Below are 23,496 nucleotides of genomic sequence, written 5' to 3' on the forward strand. Positions count from 1 at the left end.
TACGAGTTCCACTATGAGTGCTCTTTCAAAGGAATAGTCCGCGCTCGCTCCAGCCAGGCACCTTGGCCATCGGGAACGATTTCGACCACATCGACTTGCGAGTCGCTGATGGCCACGATCCGGCCATCGTTGCGCCCCAGGTAGTCACCGACCTTCAGCCGATGCACCCCGCCGGCACCGCGCAACAGCGCAAAGGCACCGGACGCATTGGAAATAGTGCCGACCATTTCAAACTGCTCGATGTTGAAACCTTCAAGGTATTGCTTGACCCGGCTCGGATCGGGCTTGACGTTGCGTGCCCCCTGTTTTCGACCTGCCAGGTCGACCCTGACCTGCGGTGAAAACGGACTGCGCAACGACGCAGCGCTGTAAGTGAATGTCTCGTAGGACCTGAACGTCGGCACCGGCTCGATCTTGCCGGGCGGGTGCAGGCGTACCTCGTTCATGTAGGCGTCCAGATCGCTGAAGTCGTTACCGTTGCCACAACCGGCAAGCCCCCCCAGCAGCACAGCCAGCGAAAACCATCGGGCCGCGTTCATTTCTGCAACCCCTTGTCGTTGTAGCGGTAAGTCTTGGCCAGGATGTTCATGCGCAACTTCGCGCCGCTGCCCGGAACGACCGGCTCGACGTTAAAATCGTGCAGGGTGACGATCCGCGGGAGGTTGGCGACGCCACTGACGAAGGTCGCCAGGTCATGGTAGGCGCCGGTAACAGTGATCTGGATCGGTAGCTCGATGTAGAACTGCTGGGTGACTTCCGGCAGCAGCTTGATCTCCTCAAACTCCAGACCGCTGCCCAATCCGGTGCGAGTGATGTCTTCCAGCAGACCGGGCACCTCGGTATCGCCGGGTAACTGCCGCAAGAGCACGCCGAAGGAGGTTTCCATTGCTTTCATCTGCTCGATGTAGCGCTCCAGATTGGCCGCCATGTGCGCCTTGCTCGCGAACTGCTCCTTGAGGGTGGCTTCCCCGGCGCGGGCCTGCTCAAGCTGATCTTCAAGATCCTTGAGGTAAAAGCTGTAACCCAGCGCCAGCACCAGCGCGATCAGCAGCCCGCTGGCCAGGCCTTTGATCGCCGTGGGCCAGGAGCCTATGTTGTTCAGGTCCAGGTCGTTGATATCGACCTTGCGCAACCCCTCGAACCATTGGGACGGACTCATTTCGCGTCCTCCGCTGCGGCCGGTTGAGACTGACGAACGGTCAACTTAAACACGTTGGCCTGATCCAGCGCGCCGGCCGTGGTCGCTTTGACCTCGGTCAGGTTCGGCGACTCGAACCGGTCGGAGGCATCGAGGTTGCGCAACAACTCCGAGACCCGATTGTTCGACTCTGCCGCCCCGCTGATGGACAGCGTTTTATCGACCAGTTTCACGTCGGTGAAATACACCCCGTCCGGCAGCCTGCGCGCCAGTTGATCGAAAATACGTGCGCTGACCGACCGATTGCCTTGCAAGTCCTGGATGATCCGCATCCGCTCCACGAGTTGCTGACGACGGGTTTTCAGATCACTGATCTGCTTGATCCGGTCATCCAGCACGGCGATCTGTTTGCCGACGTAATCGTTGCGGGCGACCTGCCGATCAATCGCACTGCTGATGGCGTGGTCACCCAGCATAATCACCCCGACCGCCGCCGCCAGCGCGCCGGCCAACCCCAACAGGAAGCGCTTGCGACGCTCCTCGCGCAGCTCTTCGCGCCAAGGGAGAAGATTGATCCGCGCCATCAGTCGAAACTCCTCAGCGCCAGGCCACAGGCAATCATCAGTGCCGGCGCATCCTTGACCAGGGCACTGGCGTTGACCTTGCTGCTCAATGTCATGTCCGCAAACGGATTGGCCACCTGCGTCGGCGTGCCCAGGCGCTGCTCGATCAGCCGATCCAGCCCGGTGACCGAAGCCGTACCACCGGCCAGCAGGATGTAGTCGACTGCGTTGTACTGGCCCGAGGCGAAAAAGAACTGCAACGATCGCGAGACCTGCTGCACCAGCGCCTCGCGAAACGGTTGCAGGACTTCGCTGACGTAGTCGTCAGGCAAGCCACCCTGTTTTTTTGCAAGCCCGGCCTGTTCGACGGTCATGCCATAGCGACGCTGGATTTCCTCCGTCAACTGGCGGCCGCCGAACAACTGCTCGCGGGTGTAGATGATTCGGCCGTTGGACAGCACGCTCAAGGTGGTCATGGTGGCACCGATGTCGACCACGGCCACCGTCGAACGCTCGGTCACACCGGCCAGTTGTGCCGTCAGCAAGCCGAATGAACGCTCCAGCGCGTACGCCTCGACATCGACGACCCGCGCGGTCAGGCCGGCAAGGGCCAACGCGGCTTCGCGAACTTCGACGTTTTCCTTGCGACAGGCCGCCAGCAATACATCGACCCGCTCGGGATTACGCCGGGAGACGCCCTGCACTTCAAAATCGATGGCGACTTCTTCAAGGGGATAGGGAATGTACTGGTCAGCTTCAATCTTCAGCTGATTTTCCATCTCATCAGGGGAAAGCCCGGCGTCCATTTCGATGATCTTGGTAATGACCGCCGATCCGGCAACCGCCACCGCGACACTCTTGACGCTGGTCTTGGCCTTGAGCAACACCCGGGACAATGCCTGCCCGACACCTTCGAGTTCGGCGATATTTTTCTCGACCACGGCGTTGGTCGGCAGCGGCTCTACCGCGTAGGCTTCGACCCGGTATCGATTGCCTGCACGGCTTAGCTCGAGAAGCTTCACCGAAGTGGAGCTGATATCGATCCCCAAAAGCGTGCGGCTTTTTTTATTGAAGAGTCCCAGCACTTGCAATTCCCTATGACTATCCGTGAGTTACGGACTCTTTATGATTCATTGCGTTCAATGGCTGCGTCTTGACAGAGGCGCCAAATGCGCTTTTGGCGGAAAAATGCTTATAATGGCCAGCGTTTTTTCCGCTTTCTCAAGCGCGGGTCGACCCTTGCTTACCTTGAATGCCCTGACGCCTAATTCATTCTTTACCCTGGATGTCCAAAAGCCTTGATTCGTCTGCTGAAATTTTTCGGGTGGTCCATCGTCGCCGTTTTCTGCGGACTGCTCCTCGGTCTGAGCGGCGCTTTTCTTTACCTTAGTCCGGGATTGCCATCCGTGGAGGCGCTGAGAAGCATTCAGTTGCAGATTCCTTTGCGGGTCTACAGCAGCGACGGCAAATTGATCGCCGAGTTTGGCGAAATGCGCCGCACGCCGATCCGCTTCGCCGACATCCCACCCAATTTCATCAATGCGTTACTCAGCGCCGAAGACGACAACTTCGCCAATCACTATGGCGTCGACCCCAGCAGCCTGATGCGTGCCGCGAGCCAACTGGTCAAAAGCGGACACATTCAATCCGGCGGCAGCACCATCACCATGCAGGTGGCGAAGAACTTCTTCCTCACCAGCGAGCGCAGCTTCTCGCGCAAGACCACGGAAATCCTCCTGGCCCTGCAAATCGAGCGTCAGCTGACCAAGGACGAGATCCTTGAGCTCTACGTGAACAAGATCTACCTGGGCAACCGCGCCTACGGCATCGAGGCGGCGGCACAGGTGTATTACGGCAAGTCGATCCGCGACGTCAGCCTGGCGCAGATGGCGATGATCGCCGGCCTGCCGAAAGCCCCTTCGCGCTTCAACCCGCTGGCCAACCCGGCGCGCAGCAAAGAACGTCGCGACTGGATCCTGGGGCGCATGTACAAGCTCGGGAAAATTGACGAAGCGGCGTATCAGGCCGCGATCAACGAGCCGCTGAACGCCAGCTATCACGTGCCGACGCCGGAAGTGAACGCGCCGTACATCGCCGAAATGGCCCGTGCCGAAATGGTCGGTCGTTATGGCAGCGATGCCTACACCGAAGGTTTCCGCGTCACCACCACCGTGCCGAGCAACCTTCAGGAAATGGCCAACACCGCCGTCCATGAAGGCTTGATCACCTACGACCAGCGTCATGGCTATCGCGGCCCCGAGTCCCGTTTGCCGGGCAAGACGCCCGCGGCATGGGCCACGGAACTGACCAAGCAGCGCACCATCAGCGGCCTGGAACCGGCCATCGTCACCCTGATCGAGAAAAACGGCGTGCAGGTCCTGACCCGCAACGGCGAAGAACATGTCAGCTGGGACAGCATGAAATGGGCGCGCCCATTCCTGAACACCAACAGCATGGGCCCGGCACCGAAGCAGCCATCGGACGTCGCCCAGGTCGGCGACCTGATTCGCGTACAGCGCCAAGCGGACAACGCCCTGAAGTTCAGCCAGATTCCGGTCGCCCAAAGCGCACTGGTTTCGCTGGACCCGCAAAACGGTGCGATCCGCGCGTTGGTCGGCGGCTTCGCGTTCGAGCAGAGCAACTACAACCGCGCCATGCAGGCCAAGCGCCAGCCGGGCTCGAGCTTCAAGCCATTCGTCTACAGCGCTGCGCTGGATAACGGCTACACTCCGGCAACCCTGGTGAACGACGCTCCAATCGTGTTCGTCGACGAGTACCTGGACAAGGTCTGGCGTCCGAAGAACGACACCAACACCTTCCTCGGCCCGATCCGCATGCGTGAAGCGCTCTACAAGTCGCGCAACCTGGTGTCGATCCGCCTGCTCCAGGCGCTGGGTGTCGATCGCACCATCGATTACATCAGCAAGTTCGGCTTCAACAAGCAGGACTTGCCGCGCAACCTGTCGCTGGCCCTGGGCACCGCAACGCTGACGCCAATGGAAATCGCCACCGGCTGGAGCACCTTTGCCAACGGCGGCTACAAGATCACCCCGTACATCATCGACAAGATCGAAAGCCGCAACGGTGACACGCTGTTCGTCGCCAACCCGCCAAGCGTGCCGAAAGGCGATATCGCCAGCAACGGGATCGCAGCGCCGGTGAGCAACACCTTTACGGTCAACCCGACGCCAGGCGAAGCCCCGGCAGCGCAAACCACCGTACAAGCACCGGCCGTCGCAGAACGGATCATCGACGGGCGCACCACGTTCATCCTCAACAGCATGCTTGAAGACGTGATCAAGCTCGGTACCGGACGTCGCGCCCTGTCCATGGGCCGCAGCGACATCGCGGGCAAGACCGGGACCACCAACGAATCCAAGGATGCCTGGTTCTCGGGCTACAACGCCGATTACGTGACCACGGTCTGGACCGGTTTCGACCAACCGGAAAGCCTCGGCAAGCGCGAGTTCGGCGGCACCGTGGCGCTGCCGATCTGGATGAACTACATGAGCGCAGCGCTCAAAGGCAAGCCACCGCATACCCAGGCCGAGCCGGAAGGCATCCTCAGCCTGCGGGTTGACCCGGTCAGCGGCCGTGCGGCCACCCCAAGCACGCCAGGCGCCTACTTCGAGCTGTTCAAGTCCGAAGACTCCCCGCCATCGATCAACGAACTGGGCAACGGCAATGCACCGGGCAGCCCACTGCCAGCGGACGAAGCGGCGCCGATCGACCTGTTCTGATCGCGCAGCACCAGCAGAAAGCCCCGCTCTTCGTTTGAAGGCGGGGCTTTTTAGTTTCTGGACTTCGCGCTTCTATTCTTTGACGTAAAACTGGTCCGACTCCGACGGGTTGTAGTCATCCAGTGCCTTGTCCACCAACAACAGAGCGCCATCGACCATCCGGCAAATCGCCAGCGCCACGCTGCGTCGCGAACCCTCGATCTCGAATGCCAGGTCGGCGGCCATGACCTTGACTGAGACCAGGTCTTCCGAGGCATTGGCCAACAGGCTTTCGAGGCCCACGTCGGGTGAAACGCTGAACAGGCGATCGGAGCGCAAGTCGCTGAAGCGCAGTTTGGCGAGGGTGGGTTTCAGGTAGTGATCGAGGGCGCGGTGGGCGGCGTCGTGGAGTTTTTTTGAATCGAGGGATTCGTAGGGGGAGACGTCGTCGTGTTCTGGGGGGTTGGGGGTTTCTTTGATCATGATGGTGCTCCTTGATTGTTGGAGCTACCACCGTCCGCGGTCAAACGAAAAGGTGGCAGCTGTACGCGGGTTGACCGACCAGGAATCAAGGAACCCGGCACACCCGAAGGTGTCCCACGCACAGCCGCCATGACACGATACCTCAGACGCAAAAAAAGCGCCTGGAATAGGTCTGGGCGCTGGCGCGCCTTGATTTACACGGACGGTCAAATCCGGTCGCTGAATGGGCAGCGACGTTCAAAGGCTAGAGGCCACGCTTCCGAGGGGCAACCTTAAAGACATGTCGGAGATTTCAACGTTGCCCGTGATGCTGTCATCAAGTTCCGACCTCATCCTACGGGCATTACACAAATGATCGTTCCCACGCTCCGCGTCAGCTCGTGAAGCGGAACGCGGAGCGTCCCTGGCGGCATTCCTTAGCTGCGCGTGGGAACGATCAGTATCTGAAGCCGCACACGCCCCAACCACTCAGGCCGGCTGTCAGGCCGCCGTGCTGTTGCTGTTGATCTTGATCCACCCGCCCCTTCGGGAGGCCGAGTGGAGGTGTTCATCAGGGGGTGGGCGCGCAGCGCCGTACGGCGCAGCCGGACACATCGAGAGGAGGTCGTCGCGAAGCAGACCGTAGGCGATGCCCCCTGATGGACACCGGAGCAAGGGRACRCCGAGCCTAGGCGAGGTGCCGKACGCTTGGGGCGAAGACYTTTGSTTMCTTTGGGGCGTTTGCCAAAGTGACCCGCTGTAAGAGCGGAACCCTAAGTGGCCGTTACCGCAGGAATGGATATGTACACTTGCGAGAGACTGGTCGGCTGTCAGGCCGCCATCGCGAGCAAGCTCAGCTCCACAGATTTGGTTGGGGTACATCTGCGAAAGACAGATACAAAAAAGCCCCGACTCACAAGAGCCGGGGCTTTCTGTTGAAGCGCTACAACGACTTAGCCGTTGAACACGTCATCCACGCTTTTCAGCGGGTAGTTCTTCGGATACGGCAGAGTCGCCACACCCGTCTCGATCGCAGCCTTGGCCACAGCATCCGAGATCACAGTGATCAAACGCGCATCCATTGGCTTCGGAATGATGTACTCACGACCGAATTCCAGCTTGATGCCACCGTAAGCGTCACACACTTCCTGAGGCACTGGCAGCTTGGCCAATTCACGCAGAGCGTTGGCCGCAGCCACTTTCATTTCTTCGTTGATGCGCTTGGCGCGAACGTCCAGAGCACCACGGAAAATGAACGGGAAGCCCAATACGTTGTTCACCTGGTTCGGGTAGTCCGAACGGCCGGTCGCCATGATCACGTCGCTACGGGTGGCGTGAGCCAGTTCCGGGGCGATTTCCGGATCAGGGTTCGAGCACGCGAACACGATCGGGTTGGCTGCCATCAGCATCAGGTTTTCAGCGCTCAGCAGGTTCGGGCCGGACAGGCCAACGAACACGTCTGCACCTTTCAGGGCGTCAGTCAGCGTGCGCTTGTCGGTCGCGTGAGCGAAGACAGCCTTGTACTGGTTCAGGTCGTCACGCTCGGAGTGGATCACGCCGGTACGGTCAACCATGAAGATGTTTTCGATCTTGGCACCCATGCTCACCAGCAACTTCATGCAGGAGATAGCGGCAGCGCCAGCGCCCAGGCAGACGATCTTGGCTTCCGGCAGGGTTTTACCAGCGATTTCCAGGGCGTTGATCATGCCGGCAGCGGTCACGATCGCGGTGCCGTGCTGGTCATCGTGGAACACCGGAATGTCGCACTGTTCGATCAGCGCGCGCTCGATCTCAAAGCACTCAGGTGCCTTGATGTCTTCCAGGTTGATGCCACCGAAGGTGATGGAGATACGCTTGACGGTGTCGATGAAGGCTTGCGGGCTTTCGGAGTCGACTTCGATGTCGAACACGTCGATACCGGCGAAGCGCTTGAACAGCACGCCTTTACCTTCCATCACTGGCTTGGAAGCCAATGGGCCAAGGTTACCCAGGCCGAGAATCGCGGTGCCATCGGAAATGACTGCAACCAGGTTGCCCTTGCCGGTGTATTTGTAGGCCAGTTCAGGGTCGCGGGCGATTTCGCGTACTGGTTCGGCTACGCCGGGGCTGTAGGCCAGCGACAGATCGCGGGCGGTAGCGGTGGCCTTGGTGAGCTCGACACTCAGCTTACCTGGACGAGGATGGGCGTGATATTCGAGAGCGGCAGTTTTCAAATCAGACATGTGGGCATTCCGCTTTTACTGTTGAACGACGGACCGCCGAGGATACTCGCGTCGCAAAGTCCCCACAAGACTGACCGGTCACCCCTGTCAAGAGCCCTACCCTACGACTTTGGGCCAAGAGCCACGGAACACAAGGGCTAAACTGTTCACAATCAACTTAAAAAATGTCGACAATTTCTTTTTACGGCACTGCTTGCAGCATGGCCGGATGGGTCAATGGCAACAACCAGCGCGCCTGACCGGAATCCAGACCACCGCGCCGTGAGCGATCGATCACCCAGCCACGCGCCTCGATCTGCTTGCCGTCGAGCCGCTCCAGAGCCGCCAGATCGAATTGACCGAGTCGATTGGGTGCAACGCGCAATACAACCGAATCCTGCAACTCGATCCAAATTCCGCCGCGATTGCGCTGAACTTTGCTCACACGCCCACTGAGCACGGCAAAACCAGAAGTGTTGATCTGCGCCGCTTTCAGTACAGGCGACTGCCGCCATAACCCCAGCCTGGCCTGTCGCGCAGTGCGTTCGGCGGCCTGTTGGCAACTGACAAAATCGACGTTCGGTGACACTGCCACCAGGTAACCAAGACCTTCGGCAAGCATCTGCGCTTCAAGATTGTCACCGTTGGCGCTGTAAAGATGGGCCAGGGTGCGCCCGTAGCGATCCTTGCCCTCTTGTCCCGCCAGCAAACCCAACCGTCCGTCGCTTGCGGCCACCAACGTTTCCAGACGCTTGCGCGCAGCCACGGCGAAAGGCTCGTCGGAGCGACCTTTCTTGCCCAGTTCCGGGGTATTCAAACCGATCATGCGCACACTGCGGCCGTCGCGCAGGCGCACCGTGTCGCCATCCACCACGTGCTGCACGCTGACAGCCTGCAACTGACCGGCTGGCGCAGGACAGAGGGCCTGGGCGCTGGAGAGCCAAATCGCGGGCATAAAAAAAGCGCCCACAAGGGACGCTTTTTTCAACAGCGAGGAGAAGCCATTGAGGCTTTCCAGGACGATCAGCCTTAGGCTTTTTTCGTCGCGCCGAAAGCACCGAAACGATCGGCGAACTTCTGAACGCGGCCGCCGGTATCCAGAGTCTTCTGCTTACCGGTGTAGAACGGGTGGCACTCGTTGCAAACGTCGATCGCCAGTGGCTTGGCAAAGGTCGAACGGGTTTCGAACTTGTTGCCGCAGCTGCAAGTTACGGCAACTGCTGGGTATTCTGGATGGATATCGGCTTTCATGGTGTCTTCCTCAGGCTAGCGTGCCGCCACCCAACACTATTGTTGAATACCGCACGTAATTAGGCCGCGGATTCTACCAGACCTCGCCAATCACGCAAGCTGTCCCTTACACCGACCGTCTGCTAGGCTCCGGCCCTTCTTTACCGCCTGCTCAATGAGATCCCCCCGCGTGCCCGACGCCATTTTGCGCCTCGCCCTGCCTTCGCCCCTGCGCCGCCTGTTCGACTACCGTGCCCCGGCGGGAGTCCTGCGTGCGCATTTGCATCCGGGCATGCGGCTGCGGGTGCCGTTCGGTCGCCGCGAGATGATCGGGATCCTGGTGGAAGTCACCAGCCACAGCGAAGTCCCGGCCGACAAGCTCAAACCGGCACTGGCCCTGCTCGACGCCACGCCACCGCTACCGGCAGCACTGTTCAAGTTGTGCCTGTGGACTTCCCAGTATTACCAGCACAGTCTCGGTGACACCTTGAGTTGGGCGCTGCCGGTGTTGTTGCGCCAGGGTGAACTGGCGGAAGCACGCCAGGAGCGCTTCTGGTCGGTCACCCCGGGCGCGAAACTGGATGATCCGCGCATCGCCCGCGCTCCGCGTCAGCGCGAGGCCTTGGCGACGCTGGCCCAGCACCCGCATGGCGTTGCCCACCAACTGCTGAGCAAACTGATGCTGAGCAAGGACAGCCTTGACCTGTTGCTGGCCAAAGAACTGGTGCAAGTGGATATCCGCAAACACGCACCCGGCGAACGTCACGAACACTGGCTGGCGCAACCGGAGCTGCCGCTGAACCCGGAGCAGCGCGCCGCGTACGAAGCGATTCGTGCAGGTTTCGACAGTTTCCATGCGTTCCTGCTGGCCGGTGTCACTGGCAGCGGCAAGACCGAAGTCTATTTGCAGCTGATCCGCGAAACCCTTGAAGCCGGCAAGCAGGCGCTGGTGCTGATCCCCGAAATCAACCTCGGGCCGCAGACCCTGGCGCGTTTCGAACAGCGTTTCAATGCGCGTATCGCCCTGGTGCATTCGGCGGTCAATGACCGTGAACGGCTGGAATCCTGGCTCGCAGCCCGGGATGGCGAGGCCGACATCATTATCGGCACCCGCTCGGCGCTATTCACGCCGATGAAAAACCCCGGGCTGATCATCATCGATGAAGAGCACGACGGCTCTTATAAACAGCAGGAAGGTTTGCGCTATCACGCCCGCGACCTGGCGTTGGTACGAGCGCGGCAGGAAAACATTCCGATTGTCCTCGGCTCGGCGACGCCGTCACTGGAAAGCCTGCACAACGCCTACACCGGTCGTTACGGACTCCTGCGCCTGAACGAGCGCGCCGGCGGGGCGAAACAACCCCGTTTCCTGCGGCTGGACGTCAAAAGTCGCCCGCTGGACAGCGGTATTTCCGGGCCGATGCAACAGGCGATCGGCCAGACCCTCGCTGCCGGCCAGCAAGTCCTGGTGTTCCTCAACCGTCGCGGCTTTGCGCCCACCCTGCTCTGTCACGATTGCGGCTGGATGTCGGAGTGTCAGCGCTGCGATGCGCGGATGACCGTGCACCAGCGCTCCGGCGAGCTGCGTTGCCACCATTGCGGCTACGTTGAACGTGTCCCTCGGCACTGCCCGAAATGCGGCAAGGTCGATTTGCGCCCCGTGGGTGCCGGTACCGAACGCGCCGAAGAGCGCCTGGGCATTCTGTTCCCGGACTACCCGGTGTTGCGGGTCGACCGCGACAGCACTTCGCGCAAGGACGCGATGAATCAGCTGTTCGCAACCATTCAGAAAGGTCAGCCGTGCATTCTGGTGGGCACGCAGATGCTCGCCAAAGGGCATCACTTTCCACGGGTGACGCTGGTGTCGATTCTCGATGCCGACGGTGGACTGTTCTCCGGCGACTTCCGCGCCAGCGAGCGCATGGCCCAATTGATCGTACAGGTGGCAGGGCGTGCCGGGCGCGCCGAAGAGCCGGGCAAAGTGATCATCCAGACTCACCTGGCTGACCATCCGCTGTTGGTACAACTGACCGAGCAAGGTTATTTCGCTTTTGCCGAGCAGGCCTTGAGCGAACGTCGTTCCGCCGGGCTGCCGCCCTTCGCGCATCTGGCGCTGTTGCGGGCCGAGGCGCACAAACCGGGGCAGGCCGAAAGCTTCCTCGATGAAGCCTGCAGCGAGGCGGAGCGATTGTTGGACGAGCACAACCTGACCGGCATCGAATTGCTGGGGCCGGTGCCGGCGCCGATGGAACGTCGGGCCGGGCGTTATCGGGCGCAATTGTTGTTGCAAGCCACGGCACGGGCGCCGCTGCATCGACTGCTAAGCGCCTGGTTGCTGGCGCTGGAACAGATGCCGAGTGGGCGGGCGGTGCGCTGGTCTTTGGATGTCGACCCGGTCGATTTGTATTGATTCGGCGATTGCCATCGCGAGCAGGCTCGCTCCCACAGGGATTTTGTACCAGGCAAATAATAGGTGAGCACTGCAGATCCACTGTGGGAGCGAGCCTGCTCGCGATGGCGCCCGATTTGTCACCACATATCCATAACCTGCCTGCTATGGTTGGCAAGCCCGACTTCGCAACGGATAATGCCCAGTTTTTCCACCTGCGCATTGATGCGCCGCCGCTCTGCGGTTGAAAGAGAAGACCATGAAAGACACCATTCGCCAGTTGATCCAGCAAGCCCTCACCCAACTCGTTACCGACGGTGTGTTGCCTGAAGGCCTGACGCCGGCGATTCAGGTGGAGAACTCCCGTGACAAGACTCACGGCGACTTCGCCAGCAACATCGCCATGATGCTGGCGAAACCGGCCGGCATGAAACCGCGCGATCTGGCGGAAAAAATCATCGCTGCGCTGCCGGTTGACGAAAACGTCAGCAAAACCGAAATCGCCGGCCCCGGCTTCCTCAACTTCTTCCAGAACACCCAGGCCCTGGCCTCGCGCCTGGACGCTGCCCTGGCTGACGCCAAGATCGGCGTGCGCAAGGCAGGTCCCGTGCAGCGCACCGTGGTCGACCTGTCGGCGCCGAACCTGGCCAAAGAGATGCACGTCGGTCACTTGCGCTCGACCATCATCGGCGACGGTGTGGCGCGCGTGCTGGAGTTCCTCGGCGACACGGTGATCCGTCAGAACCACGTCGGCGACTGGGGCACCCAGTTCGGCATGCTGATGGCGTACCTGCAAGAAAACCCGATTACCAGCGACGAGCTGTCGGACCTGGAAAACTTCTACCGCGCCGCCAAGCAGCGCTTCGACGAATCCGAAGCATTCGCCGACCGCGCCCGTGGCCTGGTGGTCAAGCTGCAAGCCGGTGACCCGGACTGCCTGGCGCTGTGGACCAAGTTCAAAGACATTTCCCTGTCCCACTGCCAGAAAATCTACGAACAGCTGAACGTCAAACTGACCATGGCCGACGTGATGGGCGAAAGTGCCTACAACGACGACCTGATCAACGTGGTCAACGACCTCAAGGCCAAAGGCATGCTGGTCGAGAGCAACGGCGCCCAGTGCGTGTTCCTCGACGAGTTCAAGAATGCCGACGGCGACCCTCTGCCGGTAATCATCGTCAAGGCTGATGGCGGCTACCTCTATGCCACCACTGACCTGGCGGCCGTGCGCTACCGTAACGGCGTGCTGAAAGCCGATCGAGTGCTGTACTTCGTTGACCAGCGCCAGGCGCTGCACTTCCAGCAGGTGTTCGAAGTGGCTCGCCTGGCCGGCTTCGTGACCCACCCGATGGAAATGGAACACATGGGCTTCGGCACCATGAACGGCGCCGATGGCCGTCCGTTCAAGACCCGTGATGGCGGCACCGTGAAGCTGATCGACCTGCTGAACGAAGCCCAGGAACGCGCCTACACGCTGGTGAAGGAAAAGAACCCTGAGCTTGCCGAAGCCGACCTGCGCAACATCGCCAAAGTCGTGGGCATTGGCGCAGTGAAATACGCCGACCTGTCCAAGCACCGCACCAGCGACTACAGCTTCAACTTCGACCTGATGCTGAACTTCGAAGGCAACACCGCACCGTACCTGCTGTACGCCTACACCCGCGTGGCCGGCGTATTCCGCAAACTCGGCAAAGACTTCAGCGAAGTCGAAGGGCAGATCGTCCTCGAGGCCACTCACGAACACGAACTGGCCGCCAAGCTGGCGCAGTTCGGTGAAGTGCTGAACAACGTCGCCGAAAAAGGCACGCCGCACATCCTCTGCACCTACCTGTACGATGTTGCCGGCCTGTTTTCCAGCTTCTACGAGAACTGCCCGATCCTCAGCGCCGAAACTCCGGCACAAATGCAAAGCCGCTTGCGCCTCGCCGCATTGACCGGTCGCACCCTCAAGCAAGGCCTGGAACTCTTGGGTCTGGAAACTCTGGAGCGTATGTAAGTTGGCTGCCAAGAAAAAACCAGCACCAAAGCGTGGCGCCAGCCGTTACCAAGCTCCTGCAAAAAAGCCGATTCCGGGATGGCTGTGGATGGCCATCGGCCTGACCGTAGGCGCCTTCATCGTGTTCCTGATGAAGCTGGAGCCGGGTAAAGGCAGCGAAAGCGTCAAGCGCGAGAAGGTCGAGCAACAGAAAGCCAGCAAGATCGCCGAGGCCAACAAGACCCCGCCGAGCCCGACGCAACCGGTGAAGCCGAAGTACGACTTCTACACCTTGCTGCCGGAATCGGAGGTCATCGTGCCGCCGGATGCCGTGCCGGAGAAAACCCTGCCGACGCCGCAGACTGCACCTGTTGCACCGGTAACCCCGGCAGAAGCAGCGAAGATCGACACCGCGCGAGCACAGGCAGCCCTGAGCGGCGTTACCCCGCCGCCAGCGCCACCGGTGGCGAAAGCGGCGCCGGTGACCAAGTTCTTCCTGCAGGCAGGCTCCTTCCGCAAGGAAGCCGATGCCGACAAGGTTCGTGCGCAGATCATTCTGCTCGGCCAGGCGGTTTCGGTGGAGTCCGGCACGGTGAAGGATGAGACCTGGTACCGCGTGCTGGTCGGCCCGTTCAGCAACCGCGAACAGCTGACCACCGCCCAGAAACAACTGGCTGGCAGCGGCTTCAGCAACCTGTTGTTACAACAACGCCAAAGCCGCTGATCCTTTCAGTCACACCGCGTCATCGTTCATCGCGAGCAGGCTCGCTCCCACAGAATATGCACCACCCCTGTGGGAGCGAGCCTGCTCGCGATGCAGTCCTTATAAACGCCACATCTCTAATTCCCTCGCGCCGCTCGTCCCCTCTCCCGCCCCACAGTTGAAAAACGCCTCACCACCCCCATATGAGTTGGGATAAGGCATTTTCGCCCCGCTGCGTGGAGACTCTTCCCTTGACCACCATCGTTTCAGTTCGCCGCCACGGCAAAGTCGTCATGGGCGGCGACGGCCAGGTTTCTCTCGGCAATACCGTGATGAAAGGCAACGCGAAGAAAGTTCGCCGCCTGTACCACGGCCAGGTCATCGCCGGGTTTGCCGGCGCCACTGCTGACGCCTTTACCCTCTTCGAACGTTTCGAAGGCCAGCTTGAGAAGCACCAGGGCCACCTGGTTCGCGCCGCCGTCGAACTCGCCAAAGAATGGCGTACCGACCGCTCCCTCAGCCGCCTCGAAGCGATGCTTGCAGTCGCCAATAAAGACGCTTCCCTGATCATCACCGGTAACGGCGATGTGGTCGAACCCGAAGAAGGCCTGATCGCCATGGGTTCCGGCGGCGCTTACGCTCAGGCCGCAGCCAGCGCCCTGCTGAAGAAAACCGATCTGTCGGCCCGTGAAATCGTCGAAACCGCCCTGGGCATCGCCGGCGACATCTGTGTCTTCACCAACCACAACATCACCATTGAGGAGCAGGACCTCAGCGAATAAGCCTGTTTCGGCCATCACGCCACGGCATTCATTTTTGCTTGAGGACCACCCATTACCATGCCAATGACTCCCCGCGAAATCGTCCATGAACTCAGTCGCCATATCATCGGCCAGGACGATGCCAAGCGCGCCGTCGCCATCGCCCTGCGTAACCGCTGGCGCCGGATGCAACTGCCCGAAGAGCTGCGCGTTGAAGTAACGCCCAAGAACATTCTGATGATCGGCCCGACCGGTGTCGGTAAAACCGAAATCGCCCGTCGCCTGGCCAAACTCGCCAACGCGCCGTTCATCAAGGTCGAAGCGACCAAGTTCACCGAAGTCGGTTATGTCGGCCGTGACGTCGAGTCGATCATTCGCGACCTCGCCGATGCCGCGATCAAGCTGCTGCGCGAACAGGAAATGATCAAGGTTCGCCATCGCGCCGAAGATGCCGCCGAAGAGCGCATCCTCGATGCACTGCTGCCACCGGCACGCATGGGTTTCAGCAACGAAGACTCCGCGCCGGCCCAGGACTCCAACACCCGCCAACTGTTCCGCAAGCGCCTGCGCGAAGGTCAGCTGGATGACAAGGAGATCGAAATCGAAGTCGCCGAAGTGTCCGGCGTCGATATCTCCGCGCCGCCAGGCATGGAAGAAATGACCAACCAGTTGCAAAGCCTGTTCGCCAACATGGGCAAAGGCACGCGCAAGAGCCGCAAGCTCAAGGTCAAGGAAGCGCTGAGACTGGTGCGCGACGAAGAAGCCGGCCGCCTGGTCAATGATGAAGAACTCAAGGCCAAGGCGCTGGAAGCGGTCGAACAGCACGGCATCGTGTTCATCGACGAAATCGACAAGGTCGCCAAGCGTGGCAATTCCGGTGGCGTCGACGTGTCCCGCGAAGGCGTACAGCGCGACTTGCTGCCGCTGATCGAAGGCTGCACGGTCAACACCAAACTGGGCATGGTCAAGACCGACCACATCCTGTTCATCGCTTCCGGTGCGTTCCACCTGAGCAAGCCAAGCGATCTGGTGCCCGAGCTGCAAGGCCGCCTGCCGATCCGCGTCGAACTCAAGGCCCTCACGCCGGAAGACTTCGAGCGCATCCTCAGCGAGCCGCATGCCTCGCTCACCGAGCAGTATTGCGCCCTGCTGAAAACCGAAGGCGTGAACATCGAGTTCCAGCCGGACGGCATCAAGCGTGTGGCGGAGATCGCCTGGCAGGTCAACGAGAAGACCGAGAACATCGGTGCCCGTCGCCTGCACACCCTGCTCGAGCGCCTGCTCGAAGAGGTGTCGTTCAGCGCCAGCGATCTGGCCAGCGCCCACAGCGAAGAACCGATCCGCATCGACGCTGACTACGTCAACAGCCACCTCGGCGAATTGGCGCAGAACGAAGACCTGTCCCGTTATATCCTGTAGGTCAATTCTACTGTGGTACGGGACCTGTGGGAGCGAGCCTGCTCGCGATGAGGCCATAACGTTCAACATTGATGCTGAATGTCACGCCGCAATCGCGAGCAGGCTCGCTCCCACAAGGGCCCTCACAATGACGGACGACCGGCCCCATGACGACTCCACTCCCCACCGCCATCAAACTGCACAAAGCCTCGAAAACTCTGGAGCTGCAATACGCTCCCGATGAGGTCTATCACCTGAGCGCAGAATTCTTGCGCGTGCACTCTCCTTCCGCCGAGGTCCAGGGCCACGGCAAACCCATCCTTCAATTTGGCAAGATCGGCGTAGGCCTGAACAAGGTAGAACCGGCCGGTCAGTACGCACTGAAATTGACCTTCGATGACGGCCACGACAGCGGCCTGTTCACCTGGGAATACCTGTACGAACTGGCGCGACGATATGACGCACTCTGGGACGACTATCTTGCCGAGCTCAAAGCCGCCGGAAAGACCCGCGATCCAAACGAGTCTGTCGTCAAGCTGATGCTCTAGCTCAAGGCCCGCGCTCTTTAGAGGGCATTTTCTAATTTCATCTGTTTGAATGCTGGGCTGCGGTGCCGAGGATCGGCCTGCTTGCGAAAAAAATTAAACTCGGGTAACCAATGGATCTGGCAAGTTCTGTGCAGCGCGCCTCCTGAATGAAAAAGTCAGCGATGTACAACTAACGGTCACCCGAGCGTGTACCCGGCATTTGCTGTGTGACTACACAGCAGGACTCAGGTACTCGCCTCAGGACAATGGAGCGTCGTAGATGAGTAACAAGAATAACGATGACCTGAAACTTCAAGCCTCGGAAAATACCCTGGGGCTGAATCCGGTCATCGGCTTGCGTCGAAAGGATCTGCTTACCTCTGCCCGCATGGTGCTGACCCAGGCCATTAAACAACCCATTCACAGCGTCAAGCATGTCGCGCATTTTGGCATTGAGCTCAAGAACGTGATGCTCGGTAGATCCGAGCTGCAACCGGAAAGTGATGACCGTCGTTTCAACGATCCGGCGTGGAGTCAGAACCCGCTCTACAGACGTTATCTGCAAACCTACCTGGCGTGGCGCAAGGAACTCCACGACTGGATTGGCGAAAGCAATCTGTCCGCCCAGGACATCAGCCGCGCACACTTCGTGATCAACCTGATGACCGAGGCCATGGCCCCGACCAACAGCGCGGCCAACCCTGCTGCCGTCAAACGCTTCTTCGAAACCGGCGGCAAAAGCCTGCTCGATGGCCTCTCGCACCTGGCCAAGGATCTGGTGCACAACGGCGGCATGCCGAGCCAGGTCAACATGGGCGCCTTCGAAGTCGGCAAGAGCCTGGGCACCACCGAAGGCGCGGTGGTTTTCCGCAACGACGTGCTGGAGCTGATCCAGTACCGGCCAATCACTGAACAAGTGCACGAACGCCCACTGCTGGTGGTGCCACCACAGATCAACAAGTTCTACGTTTTCGACCTGAGCCCGGACAAAAGCCTCGCGCGCTTCTGCCTGCGCAACAATGTGCAGACCTTTATCGTCAGCTGGCGCAACCCAACCAAGGCCCAGCGCGAATGGGGCCTGTCGACCTACATCGAAGCGCTCAAGGAAGCGGTCGACGTAGTCACCGCGATCACCGGCAGCAAAGACGTGAACATGCTTGGCGCCTGCTCCGGCGGCATCACCTGCACCGCGCTGCTGGGCCACTACGCGGCGATTGGCGAGAAGAAGGTCAACGCCCTGACGCTGCTGGTCAGCGTGCTCGACACCACCCTTGATTCCCAGGTCGCGCTGTTCGTCGACGAACAAACCCTGGAAGCCGCCAAGCGTCATTCATATCAGGCCGGTGTGCTCGAAGGTCGCGACATGGCCAAGGTCTTCGCCTGGATGCGCCCCAACGACCTGATCTGGAACTACTGGGTCAACAACTACCTGTTGGGCAACGAACCGCCAGTCTTCGACATTCTGTTCTGGAACAACGACACCACCCGCCTGCCTGCGGCGTTCCACGGCGACCTGATCGAACTGTTCAAAAACAACCCACTGATCCGTCCTGATGCACTGGAAGTGTGCGGTACGCCCATCGACCTCAAGCAGGTCACGGCAGACGTCTATTCCCTGGCAGGCACCAACGACCACATCACACCGTGGAAGTCGTGCTACAAGTCGGCGCAGCTGTTCGGTGGCAAAGTCGAATTCGTGCTGTCCAGCAGCGGGCATATCCAGAGCATCCTGAACCCGCCGGGCAACCCGAAATCCCGTTACATGACCAGCACCGAGATGCCGGTCCATGCCAACGACTGGATGGAAAACTCAACCAAGCACACTGACTCCTGGTGGCTGCACTGGCAGGCCTGGCACGCCGAGCGTTCGGGCAAGCTGAAGAAAGCCCCGACCGTACTCGGCAACAAGGCCTATCCGGCAGGTGAGGCATCACCAGGGACTTATGTGCATGAACGTTAACTGACACATGTGGGAGCGAGCCTGCTCGCGATAGCGGTGTCACAACCAACAAAAGGGTTGAATGTGCCGCCGTCATCGCGAGCAGGCTCGCTCCCACAATGAAAATGAGACATCGACCCACAGGGCTTGAAGCATGCCGCAACCGTTCATATTTCGTACTGTCGACCTGGATGGTCAAACCATCCGCACCGCGGTACGCCCCGGCAAGCCTCACTTGACGCCCTTGCTGATTTTCAACGGCATCGGCGCCAACCTGGAGCTGGTGTTTCCGTTCGTCCAGGCGCTCGACCCGGACCTGGAAGTGATCGCCTTCGATGTCCCCGGTGTCGGCGGTTCATCGACGCCTACCCACCCTTACCGCTTTCCCGGCCTGGCCAAGCTGACTGCACGAATGCTCGACTACCTCGATTACGGGCAAGTCAACGTGGTCGGTGTTTCCTGGGGCGGGGCACTCGCCCAACAGTTCGCCTTCGACTACCCCGAACGCTGCAAGAAGCTGGTGTTGGCGGCGACGGCGGCGGGCATGGTGATGGTGCCGGGCAAACCGAAAGTGCTGTGGATGATGGCCAGCCCCAGACGCTACATCCAGCCATCCCACGTGATTCGCATTGCGCCGCTGATTTACGGTGGTTCGTTCCGGCGTGATCCGAACCTTGCGGCGGAGCACGCGAGCAAAGTGCGTTCGGCGGGCAAACTCGGTTACTACTGGCAGCTATTCGCGGGCCTGGGCTGGACCAGTATTCACTGGCTGCACAAAATCAATCAGCCGACCCTGGTGCTGGCCGGTGACGATGACCCGCTCATTCCGCTGATCAATATGCGGGTACTCGCCTGGCGTATTCCCAATGCCCAGCTACACATAATCGACGACGGCCATTTATTCCTGATCACTCGTGCTGAAGCCGTCGCTCCGATCATCATGAAATTTCTCCAGGAAGAACGCCAACGTGCGGTGATGCATCCGCACCCGGGGTCGTTCGGCGGCACATAACGTACTGCGTATGTCGACAGGCGTGTCGAAAGCCGCAAGGGAGGTCCGAAGCGACTATGGTGTCTATTCGGAATTGATGTACTTGTTGATGGCTTGACGAAGGAGTGTTGACTCATGCGAGACAAAAAAGCGCCGGGCGCCTTCCCTCCACCCGCCGCATTCATCAATGCCCAGAGTGCGATTACCGGTCTGCGCGGCCGGGATGTGTTCTCGACGCTGCGCAGTGTCGCTGCTCATGGCTTGCGCCACCCGGTACAGAGTGCCAAACACGCACTGGCATTGGGTGGCCAGCTGGGCCGGGTACTACTGGGCGAGACCCTGCATCAGCCCAATCCTTCGGACAGCCGCTTCGCCGACCCAAGCTGGGCCCTCAATCCGTTTTATCGACGCGGCCTTCAGGCTTACCTGAGCTGGCAGAAGCAGATCAAAAAATGGATCGATGAAAGCGGCATGCCCGCCGATGACCGAGCACGCGCGCACTTTGCCTTTACCCTGCTCAACGACGCCGTCTCGCCGTCCAACACCTTGCTTAACCCGCTGGCGGTCAAGGAGCTGTTCAACTCAGGCGGCCACAGTCTGGTGCGCGGTCTCAGCCATCTGCTCGACGACCTGATGCACAACAATGGCCTGCCCAGCCAGGTGACCAAGCACGCCTTCGAAGTCGGCAAAACGGTAGCCACCACCACCGGTGCCGTGGTGTTTCGCAACGAACTGCTGGAGCTGATGCAGTACAAGCCGATGAGCGAAAAGCAGTACGCAAGGCCGCTGCTCGTGGTGCCGCCGCAGATCAACAAGTACTACATTTTCGACTTGAGCCCGCACAACAGCTTTGTCCAGTTCGCGCTGAAAAACGGCCTGCAGGTGTTCATGATCAGCTGGCGCAACCCGGATGTCCGTCATCGCGAATGGGGCCTGTCGAGTTACGTCGAGGCCGTGGAAGAAGCGCTGAGTGTCTGCCGGGCGATCAGCGGCAGCCGCGAGGTCAACCTGATGGGCGCCTGCGCCGGCGGCCTGACTATCGCCGCCCTGCAAGGACATCTGCAAGCCAAGCGGCAGTTGCGTCGGGTCTCGAGCGCGACCTATCTGGTGAGCCTGCTCGACAGTGAACTGGAAAGCCCGGCGACCCTGTTTGCCGACGAGCAAACCCTCGAAGCGGCCAAGCGTCGCTCCTACCAGAAAGGCGTACTCGAAGGTCGTGACATGGCCAGGGTCTTTGCCTGGATGCGCCCCAACGACCTGATCTGGAACTACTGGGTCAACAACTACCTGCTGGGCAAAGAGCCGCCAGCCTTCGACATTCTCTATTGGAACAACGACAACACTCGCCTGCCGGCGGCCTTTCATGGCGACCTGCTGGACTTCTTCAAGCACAACCCGTTGACCCATCCTGGCGGACTGGAGGTCTGCGGCACGCCGATCGACTTGCAGAAAGTCAACGTCGACAGCTTCAGCGTCGCCGGGATCAACGACCACATCACGCCGTGGGATGCGGTGTACCGCTCGACACTCCTGCTGGGCGGTGAGCGGCGCTTCGTGCTGTCCAACAGCGGCCATGTGCAGAGCATTCTCAATCCACCGAGCAACCCCAAGGCCAACTACGTCGAGAGCCCGAAACTGAGCAGCGATCCACGCGCCTGGTACTACGACGCCAAACACGTCGACGGCAGTTGGTGGAACCAGTGGCTGGTCTGGATCCAGGAACGTTCCGGTGCTCAGCGCGAAACGCTGATGGCCCTTGGTAACCAGAACTATCCACCGATGGAGGCGGCGCCAGGCACCTACGTGCGCGTACGCTGAACTCTCCCCGTGCCACGGCCTGAAGTGTCGGCCGTGGCCTGACGAATCACTAAGAAGACTGGATGAAAACCCGCGACCGGATTCTTGAATGTGCCCTGCTGCTGTTCAACCAAAAGGGCGAGCCGAATGTCTCTACCATGGAAGTGGCCAATGAGCTGGGGATCAGCCCTGGCAACCTCTACTACCACTTTCACGGCAAGGAGCCGCTGATTCTCGGGTTGTTCGAGCGCTTTCAGGGTGAGTTGACGCCATTGCTCGATCCGCCGTCGGACGTGCAACTGGCACCGGAGGATTACTGGCTGTTCCTGCACCTGATCGTCGAACGCCTGGCGCACTACCGCTTCCTGTTCCAGGACCTGTCGAACCTGGCCGGACGCTTGCCGAAACTGGCCAAGGGCATCCGCAATCTGCTCAATGCCCTCAAGCGCACACTGGCCTCGTTACTGGCGCAGTTGAAGGCTCAGGGGCAACTGGTCAGCGATACCCAGGCACTCGGGCAACTGGTGGAACAGATCACCATGACCTTGCTGTTTTCCCTGGACTATCAACGGATTCTCGATCGCGAAGGCGAAGTACGGGTGGTGGTCTACCAGATCATGATGCTGGTGGCGCCGCACCTGCCGCCGTCGGCGAAACTCGCAACCGAGCAGTTGGCGTTGCAGTATCTGGAAGAACACGACTGAAGGAGCAACACCGCCCCTGTAGCAGCTGGCGAAGCCTGCGTTCGAGTGCGCAGCAGTCGCAATCCGGATAGCACAACCTTCCTGATAAAACCGGGTGACCGATTTACGACGACTTCGTCGCCGAACGCAGCCTTCGGCAGCTGCTACACCGGTTGGCGAGCCACTCAGCTTTTGCGGCACCAACAAAAACGCCCGACCTTCGCAGGCCGGGCGTTTTTGCGTGCCCTGGGTTAATCAGGACTGACTGGTTGGCGCCGATGGGGTTGGCGCTACAGTCGGGGTCACAGCAGGGGTTGGCGCCGCAGCGGAGTTCGCCGGGCTGACCGGTGCTGCCGGTTTGGCGGCAGCCACTGCCGGTTTCGGTGCGGCCGCTTTCGGAGCAGCAGGCTTTTTGGCTGCCGGCTTCTTCGCAGCAGCAGGCTTGGCCGCTGCAGGTTTGGCTGCCGCGGTTTTGGCTGCTGGCTTGGCTGGCGCTTTAGCCGCTGGTTTGGCAGCCGGTTTCGCGGCAGCTTTGACCAGGGGTTTGGCGGCAGTTTTAGCGGCCGGTTTGGCTGCTGCCGTTTTAGCGGCAACAGGCGCAACCTTGGCACCGGTGAGTTTTTCGATTTGCTTGGTCAGGGTATCGACCTTGCTGTGCAGCGCTTTGACTTCATTGCGGCTTGGCACGCCAAGACGCGAAATCGCGCTGTTCAGACGCTTGTCGAAAGCCCCTTCCAGTTCATCCCACTTGCCCAGTGCACGATCCTTGACACCACTGATACGCGACTTGGCCGATTGAGCGGAGTCTTTGGCAGCGTCGACAGTTTTGCCGACAGCGCTCTTGGTGAGCTTCTCGGCTTTCTCGCCATCTTTAACCAATGACTCGAAGAGTTTGCTGCCGTCAGTGTCGATCTTCGAGTACACGCCTAAACCAGCAAGCCAGATTTTGCGGGAGTAGTCTTCGACTTTCCCAATCCACGAGCTGCCTTCTTTCTCAGTGTTCTTTTTGCCAGCCATCCC

20 protein-coding genes are annotated in these 23,496 nt (G+C 60.3%); 11 read left to right on the top strand and 9 right to left on the bottom strand.

The genetic code is table 11. The features are described from left to right. Nucleotides 1-11: 11 nt before the first annotated feature. From AC1DIH_RS02235 to AC1DIH_RS02250, 4 genes are read right to left on the bottom strand one after another with little or no spacing between them, the layout of a single operon-like run. On the bottom strand, nucleotides 12-539 hold the full coding sequence (locus AC1DIH_RS02235; RefSeq protein ID WP_477770440.1) for a pilus assembly protein PilP: 528 nt from the start codon (nucleotides 537-539) through the stop codon (nucleotides 12-14). Then, nucleotides 536-1,159, bottom strand: a complete 624-nt coding sequence (gene pilO, locus AC1DIH_RS02240; protein WP_477770441.1) for a type 4a pilus biogenesis protein PilO — start codon at nucleotides 1,157-1,159, stop codon at nucleotides 536-538. The genes AC1DIH_RS02235 and pilO overlap by 4 nt, the downstream gene beginning before the upstream one ends. Further along, nucleotides 1,156-1,722 carry a PilN domain-containing protein gene (locus AC1DIH_RS02245; RefSeq protein WP_477770442.1) on the bottom strand — a complete coding sequence of 189 codons (567 nt, stop codon included), beginning with the start codon at nucleotides 1,720-1,722 and terminating at the stop codon, nucleotides 1,156-1,158. The genes pilO and AC1DIH_RS02245 overlap by 4 nt, the downstream gene beginning before the upstream one ends. Next, nucleotides 1,722-2,786 (bottom strand): pilus assembly protein PilM, encoded by a 1,065-nt coding sequence (locus AC1DIH_RS02250; RefSeq protein WP_477770443.1) that lies wholly within the window; start codon nucleotides 2,784-2,786, stop codon nucleotides 1,722-1,724. Before AC1DIH_RS02250 ends, AC1DIH_RS02245 begins: the two co-directional genes overlap by 1 nt. A gap of 216 nt (nucleotides 2,787-3,002) precedes the next feature. Here AC1DIH_RS02250 and AC1DIH_RS02255 point away from each other — a divergent pair, with 216 nt between their 5' ends. Beyond that, nucleotides 3,003-5,441 carry a penicillin-binding protein 1A gene (locus AC1DIH_RS02255; RefSeq protein ID WP_371917632.1) on the top strand — a complete coding sequence of 813 codons (2,439 nt, stop codon included), beginning with the start codon at nucleotides 3,003-3,005 and terminating at the stop codon, nucleotides 5,439-5,441. Nucleotides 5,442-5,513: 72 nt separating this feature from the next. On the opposite strand, the gene AC1DIH_RS02260 is transcribed toward AC1DIH_RS02255, so the two are convergent. From AC1DIH_RS02260 to rpmE, 4 genes are all read right to left on the bottom strand, one after another. Beyond that, nucleotides 5,514-5,903, bottom strand: a complete 390-nt coding sequence (locus tag AC1DIH_RS02260) for a DUF6124 family protein (RefSeq protein WP_477770444.1) — start codon at nucleotides 5,901-5,903, stop codon at nucleotides 5,514-5,516. Nucleotides 5,904-6,835: 932 nt separating this feature from the next. Further along, nucleotides 6,836-8,104 (bottom strand): malic enzyme-like NAD(P)-binding protein, encoded by a 1,269-nt coding sequence (locus tag AC1DIH_RS02265; protein WP_427529275.1) that lies wholly within the window; start codon nucleotides 8,102-8,104, stop codon nucleotides 6,836-6,838. A gap of 181 nt (nucleotides 8,105-8,285) precedes the next feature. Next, complete coding sequence (locus tag AC1DIH_RS02270; RefSeq protein WP_477770445.1) at nucleotides 8,286-9,038, bottom strand: thermonuclease family protein; 753 nt, start codon at nucleotides 9,036-9,038, stop codon at nucleotides 8,286-8,288. A 74-nt stretch (nucleotides 9,039-9,112) separates the two neighbouring features. Continuing rightward, complete coding sequence (gene rpmE / locus AC1DIH_RS02275) at nucleotides 9,113-9,334, bottom strand: 50S ribosomal protein L31 (protein WP_477770446.1); 222 nt, start codon at nucleotides 9,332-9,334, stop codon at nucleotides 9,113-9,115. A gap of 169 nt (nucleotides 9,335-9,503) precedes the next feature. Between rpmE and AC1DIH_RS02280 the strand changes: the two genes are divergently transcribed. From AC1DIH_RS02280 to AC1DIH_RS02325, 10 genes are all read left to right on the top strand, one after another. Next, the gene (locus AC1DIH_RS02280) at nucleotides 9,504-11,723 is read left to right on the top strand and encodes a primosomal protein N' (protein WP_477770447.1); all 2,220 of its coding nucleotides are present in this window, start codon (nucleotides 9,504-9,506) and stop codon (nucleotides 11,721-11,723) included. A gap of 238 nt (nucleotides 11,724-11,961) precedes the next feature. Next, nucleotides 11,962-13,698, top strand: a complete 1,737-nt coding sequence (argS, locus tag AC1DIH_RS02285; RefSeq protein ID WP_477770448.1) for an arginine--tRNA ligase — start codon at nucleotides 11,962-11,964, stop codon at nucleotides 13,696-13,698. Nucleotide 13,699: 1 nt separating this feature from the next. Further along, nucleotides 13,700-14,401: an SPOR domain-containing protein gene (locus tag AC1DIH_RS02290; protein ID WP_054595220.1), complete on the top strand. Its 702-nt coding sequence runs from the start codon at nucleotides 13,700-13,702 to the stop codon at nucleotides 14,399-14,401. Between the two features lie 230 nt (nucleotides 14,402-14,631). Beyond that, the gene (hslV, locus tag AC1DIH_RS02295) at nucleotides 14,632-15,162 is read left to right on the top strand and encodes an ATP-dependent protease subunit HslV (RefSeq protein WP_477770449.1); all 531 of its coding nucleotides are present in this window, start codon (nucleotides 14,632-14,634) and stop codon (nucleotides 15,160-15,162) included. Between the two features lie 57 nt (nucleotides 15,163-15,219). Beyond that, nucleotides 15,220-16,560 (top strand): ATP-dependent protease ATPase subunit HslU, encoded by a 1,341-nt coding sequence (hslU, locus tag AC1DIH_RS02300; protein WP_477770450.1) that lies wholly within the window; start codon nucleotides 15,220-15,222, stop codon nucleotides 16,558-16,560. Nucleotides 16,561-16,706: 146 nt separating this feature from the next. Further along, nucleotides 16,707-17,087, top strand: coding sequence for a gamma-butyrobetaine hydroxylase family protein (locus AC1DIH_RS02305; protein ID WP_477770451.1), 381 nt, complete (start codon nucleotides 16,707-16,709; stop codon nucleotides 17,085-17,087). A 259-nt stretch (nucleotides 17,088-17,346) separates the two neighbouring features. After that, a complete protein-coding gene (phaC, locus tag AC1DIH_RS02310) occupies nucleotides 17,347-19,026 on the top strand; it encodes a class II poly(R)-hydroxyalkanoic acid synthase (RefSeq protein ID WP_477770452.1) in 1,680 nt (559 codons plus the stop codon). A 133-nt stretch (nucleotides 19,027-19,159) separates the two neighbouring features. Continuing rightward, nucleotides 19,160-20,017, top strand: a complete 858-nt coding sequence (gene phaZ / locus AC1DIH_RS02315) for a poly(3-hydroxyalkanoate) depolymerase (protein WP_054595215.1) — start codon at nucleotides 19,160-19,162, stop codon at nucleotides 20,015-20,017. A gap of 114 nt (nucleotides 20,018-20,131) precedes the next feature. After that, nucleotides 20,132-21,814: a class II poly(R)-hydroxyalkanoic acid synthase gene (phaC, locus tag AC1DIH_RS02320; protein ID WP_477770453.1), complete on the top strand. Its 1,683-nt coding sequence runs from the start codon at nucleotides 20,132-20,134 to the stop codon at nucleotides 21,812-21,814. 62 nt (nucleotides 21,815-21,876) lie between these two features. After that, on the top strand, nucleotides 21,877-22,497 hold the full coding sequence (locus AC1DIH_RS02325; RefSeq protein ID WP_477770454.1) for a TetR/AcrR family transcriptional regulator: 621 nt from the start codon (nucleotides 21,877-21,879) through the stop codon (nucleotides 22,495-22,497). 234 nt (nucleotides 22,498-22,731) lie between these two features. On the opposite strand, the gene AC1DIH_RS02330 is transcribed toward AC1DIH_RS02325, so the two are convergent. After that, nucleotides 22,732-23,493, bottom strand: a complete 762-nt coding sequence (locus tag AC1DIH_RS02330) for a phasin family protein (protein WP_477770455.1) — start codon at nucleotides 23,491-23,493, stop codon at nucleotides 22,732-22,734. Nucleotides 23,494-23,496 lie beyond the last annotated feature (3 nt).

The sequence above is a fragment of the Pseudomonas sp. 05N36 genome, assembly GCF_056397385.1.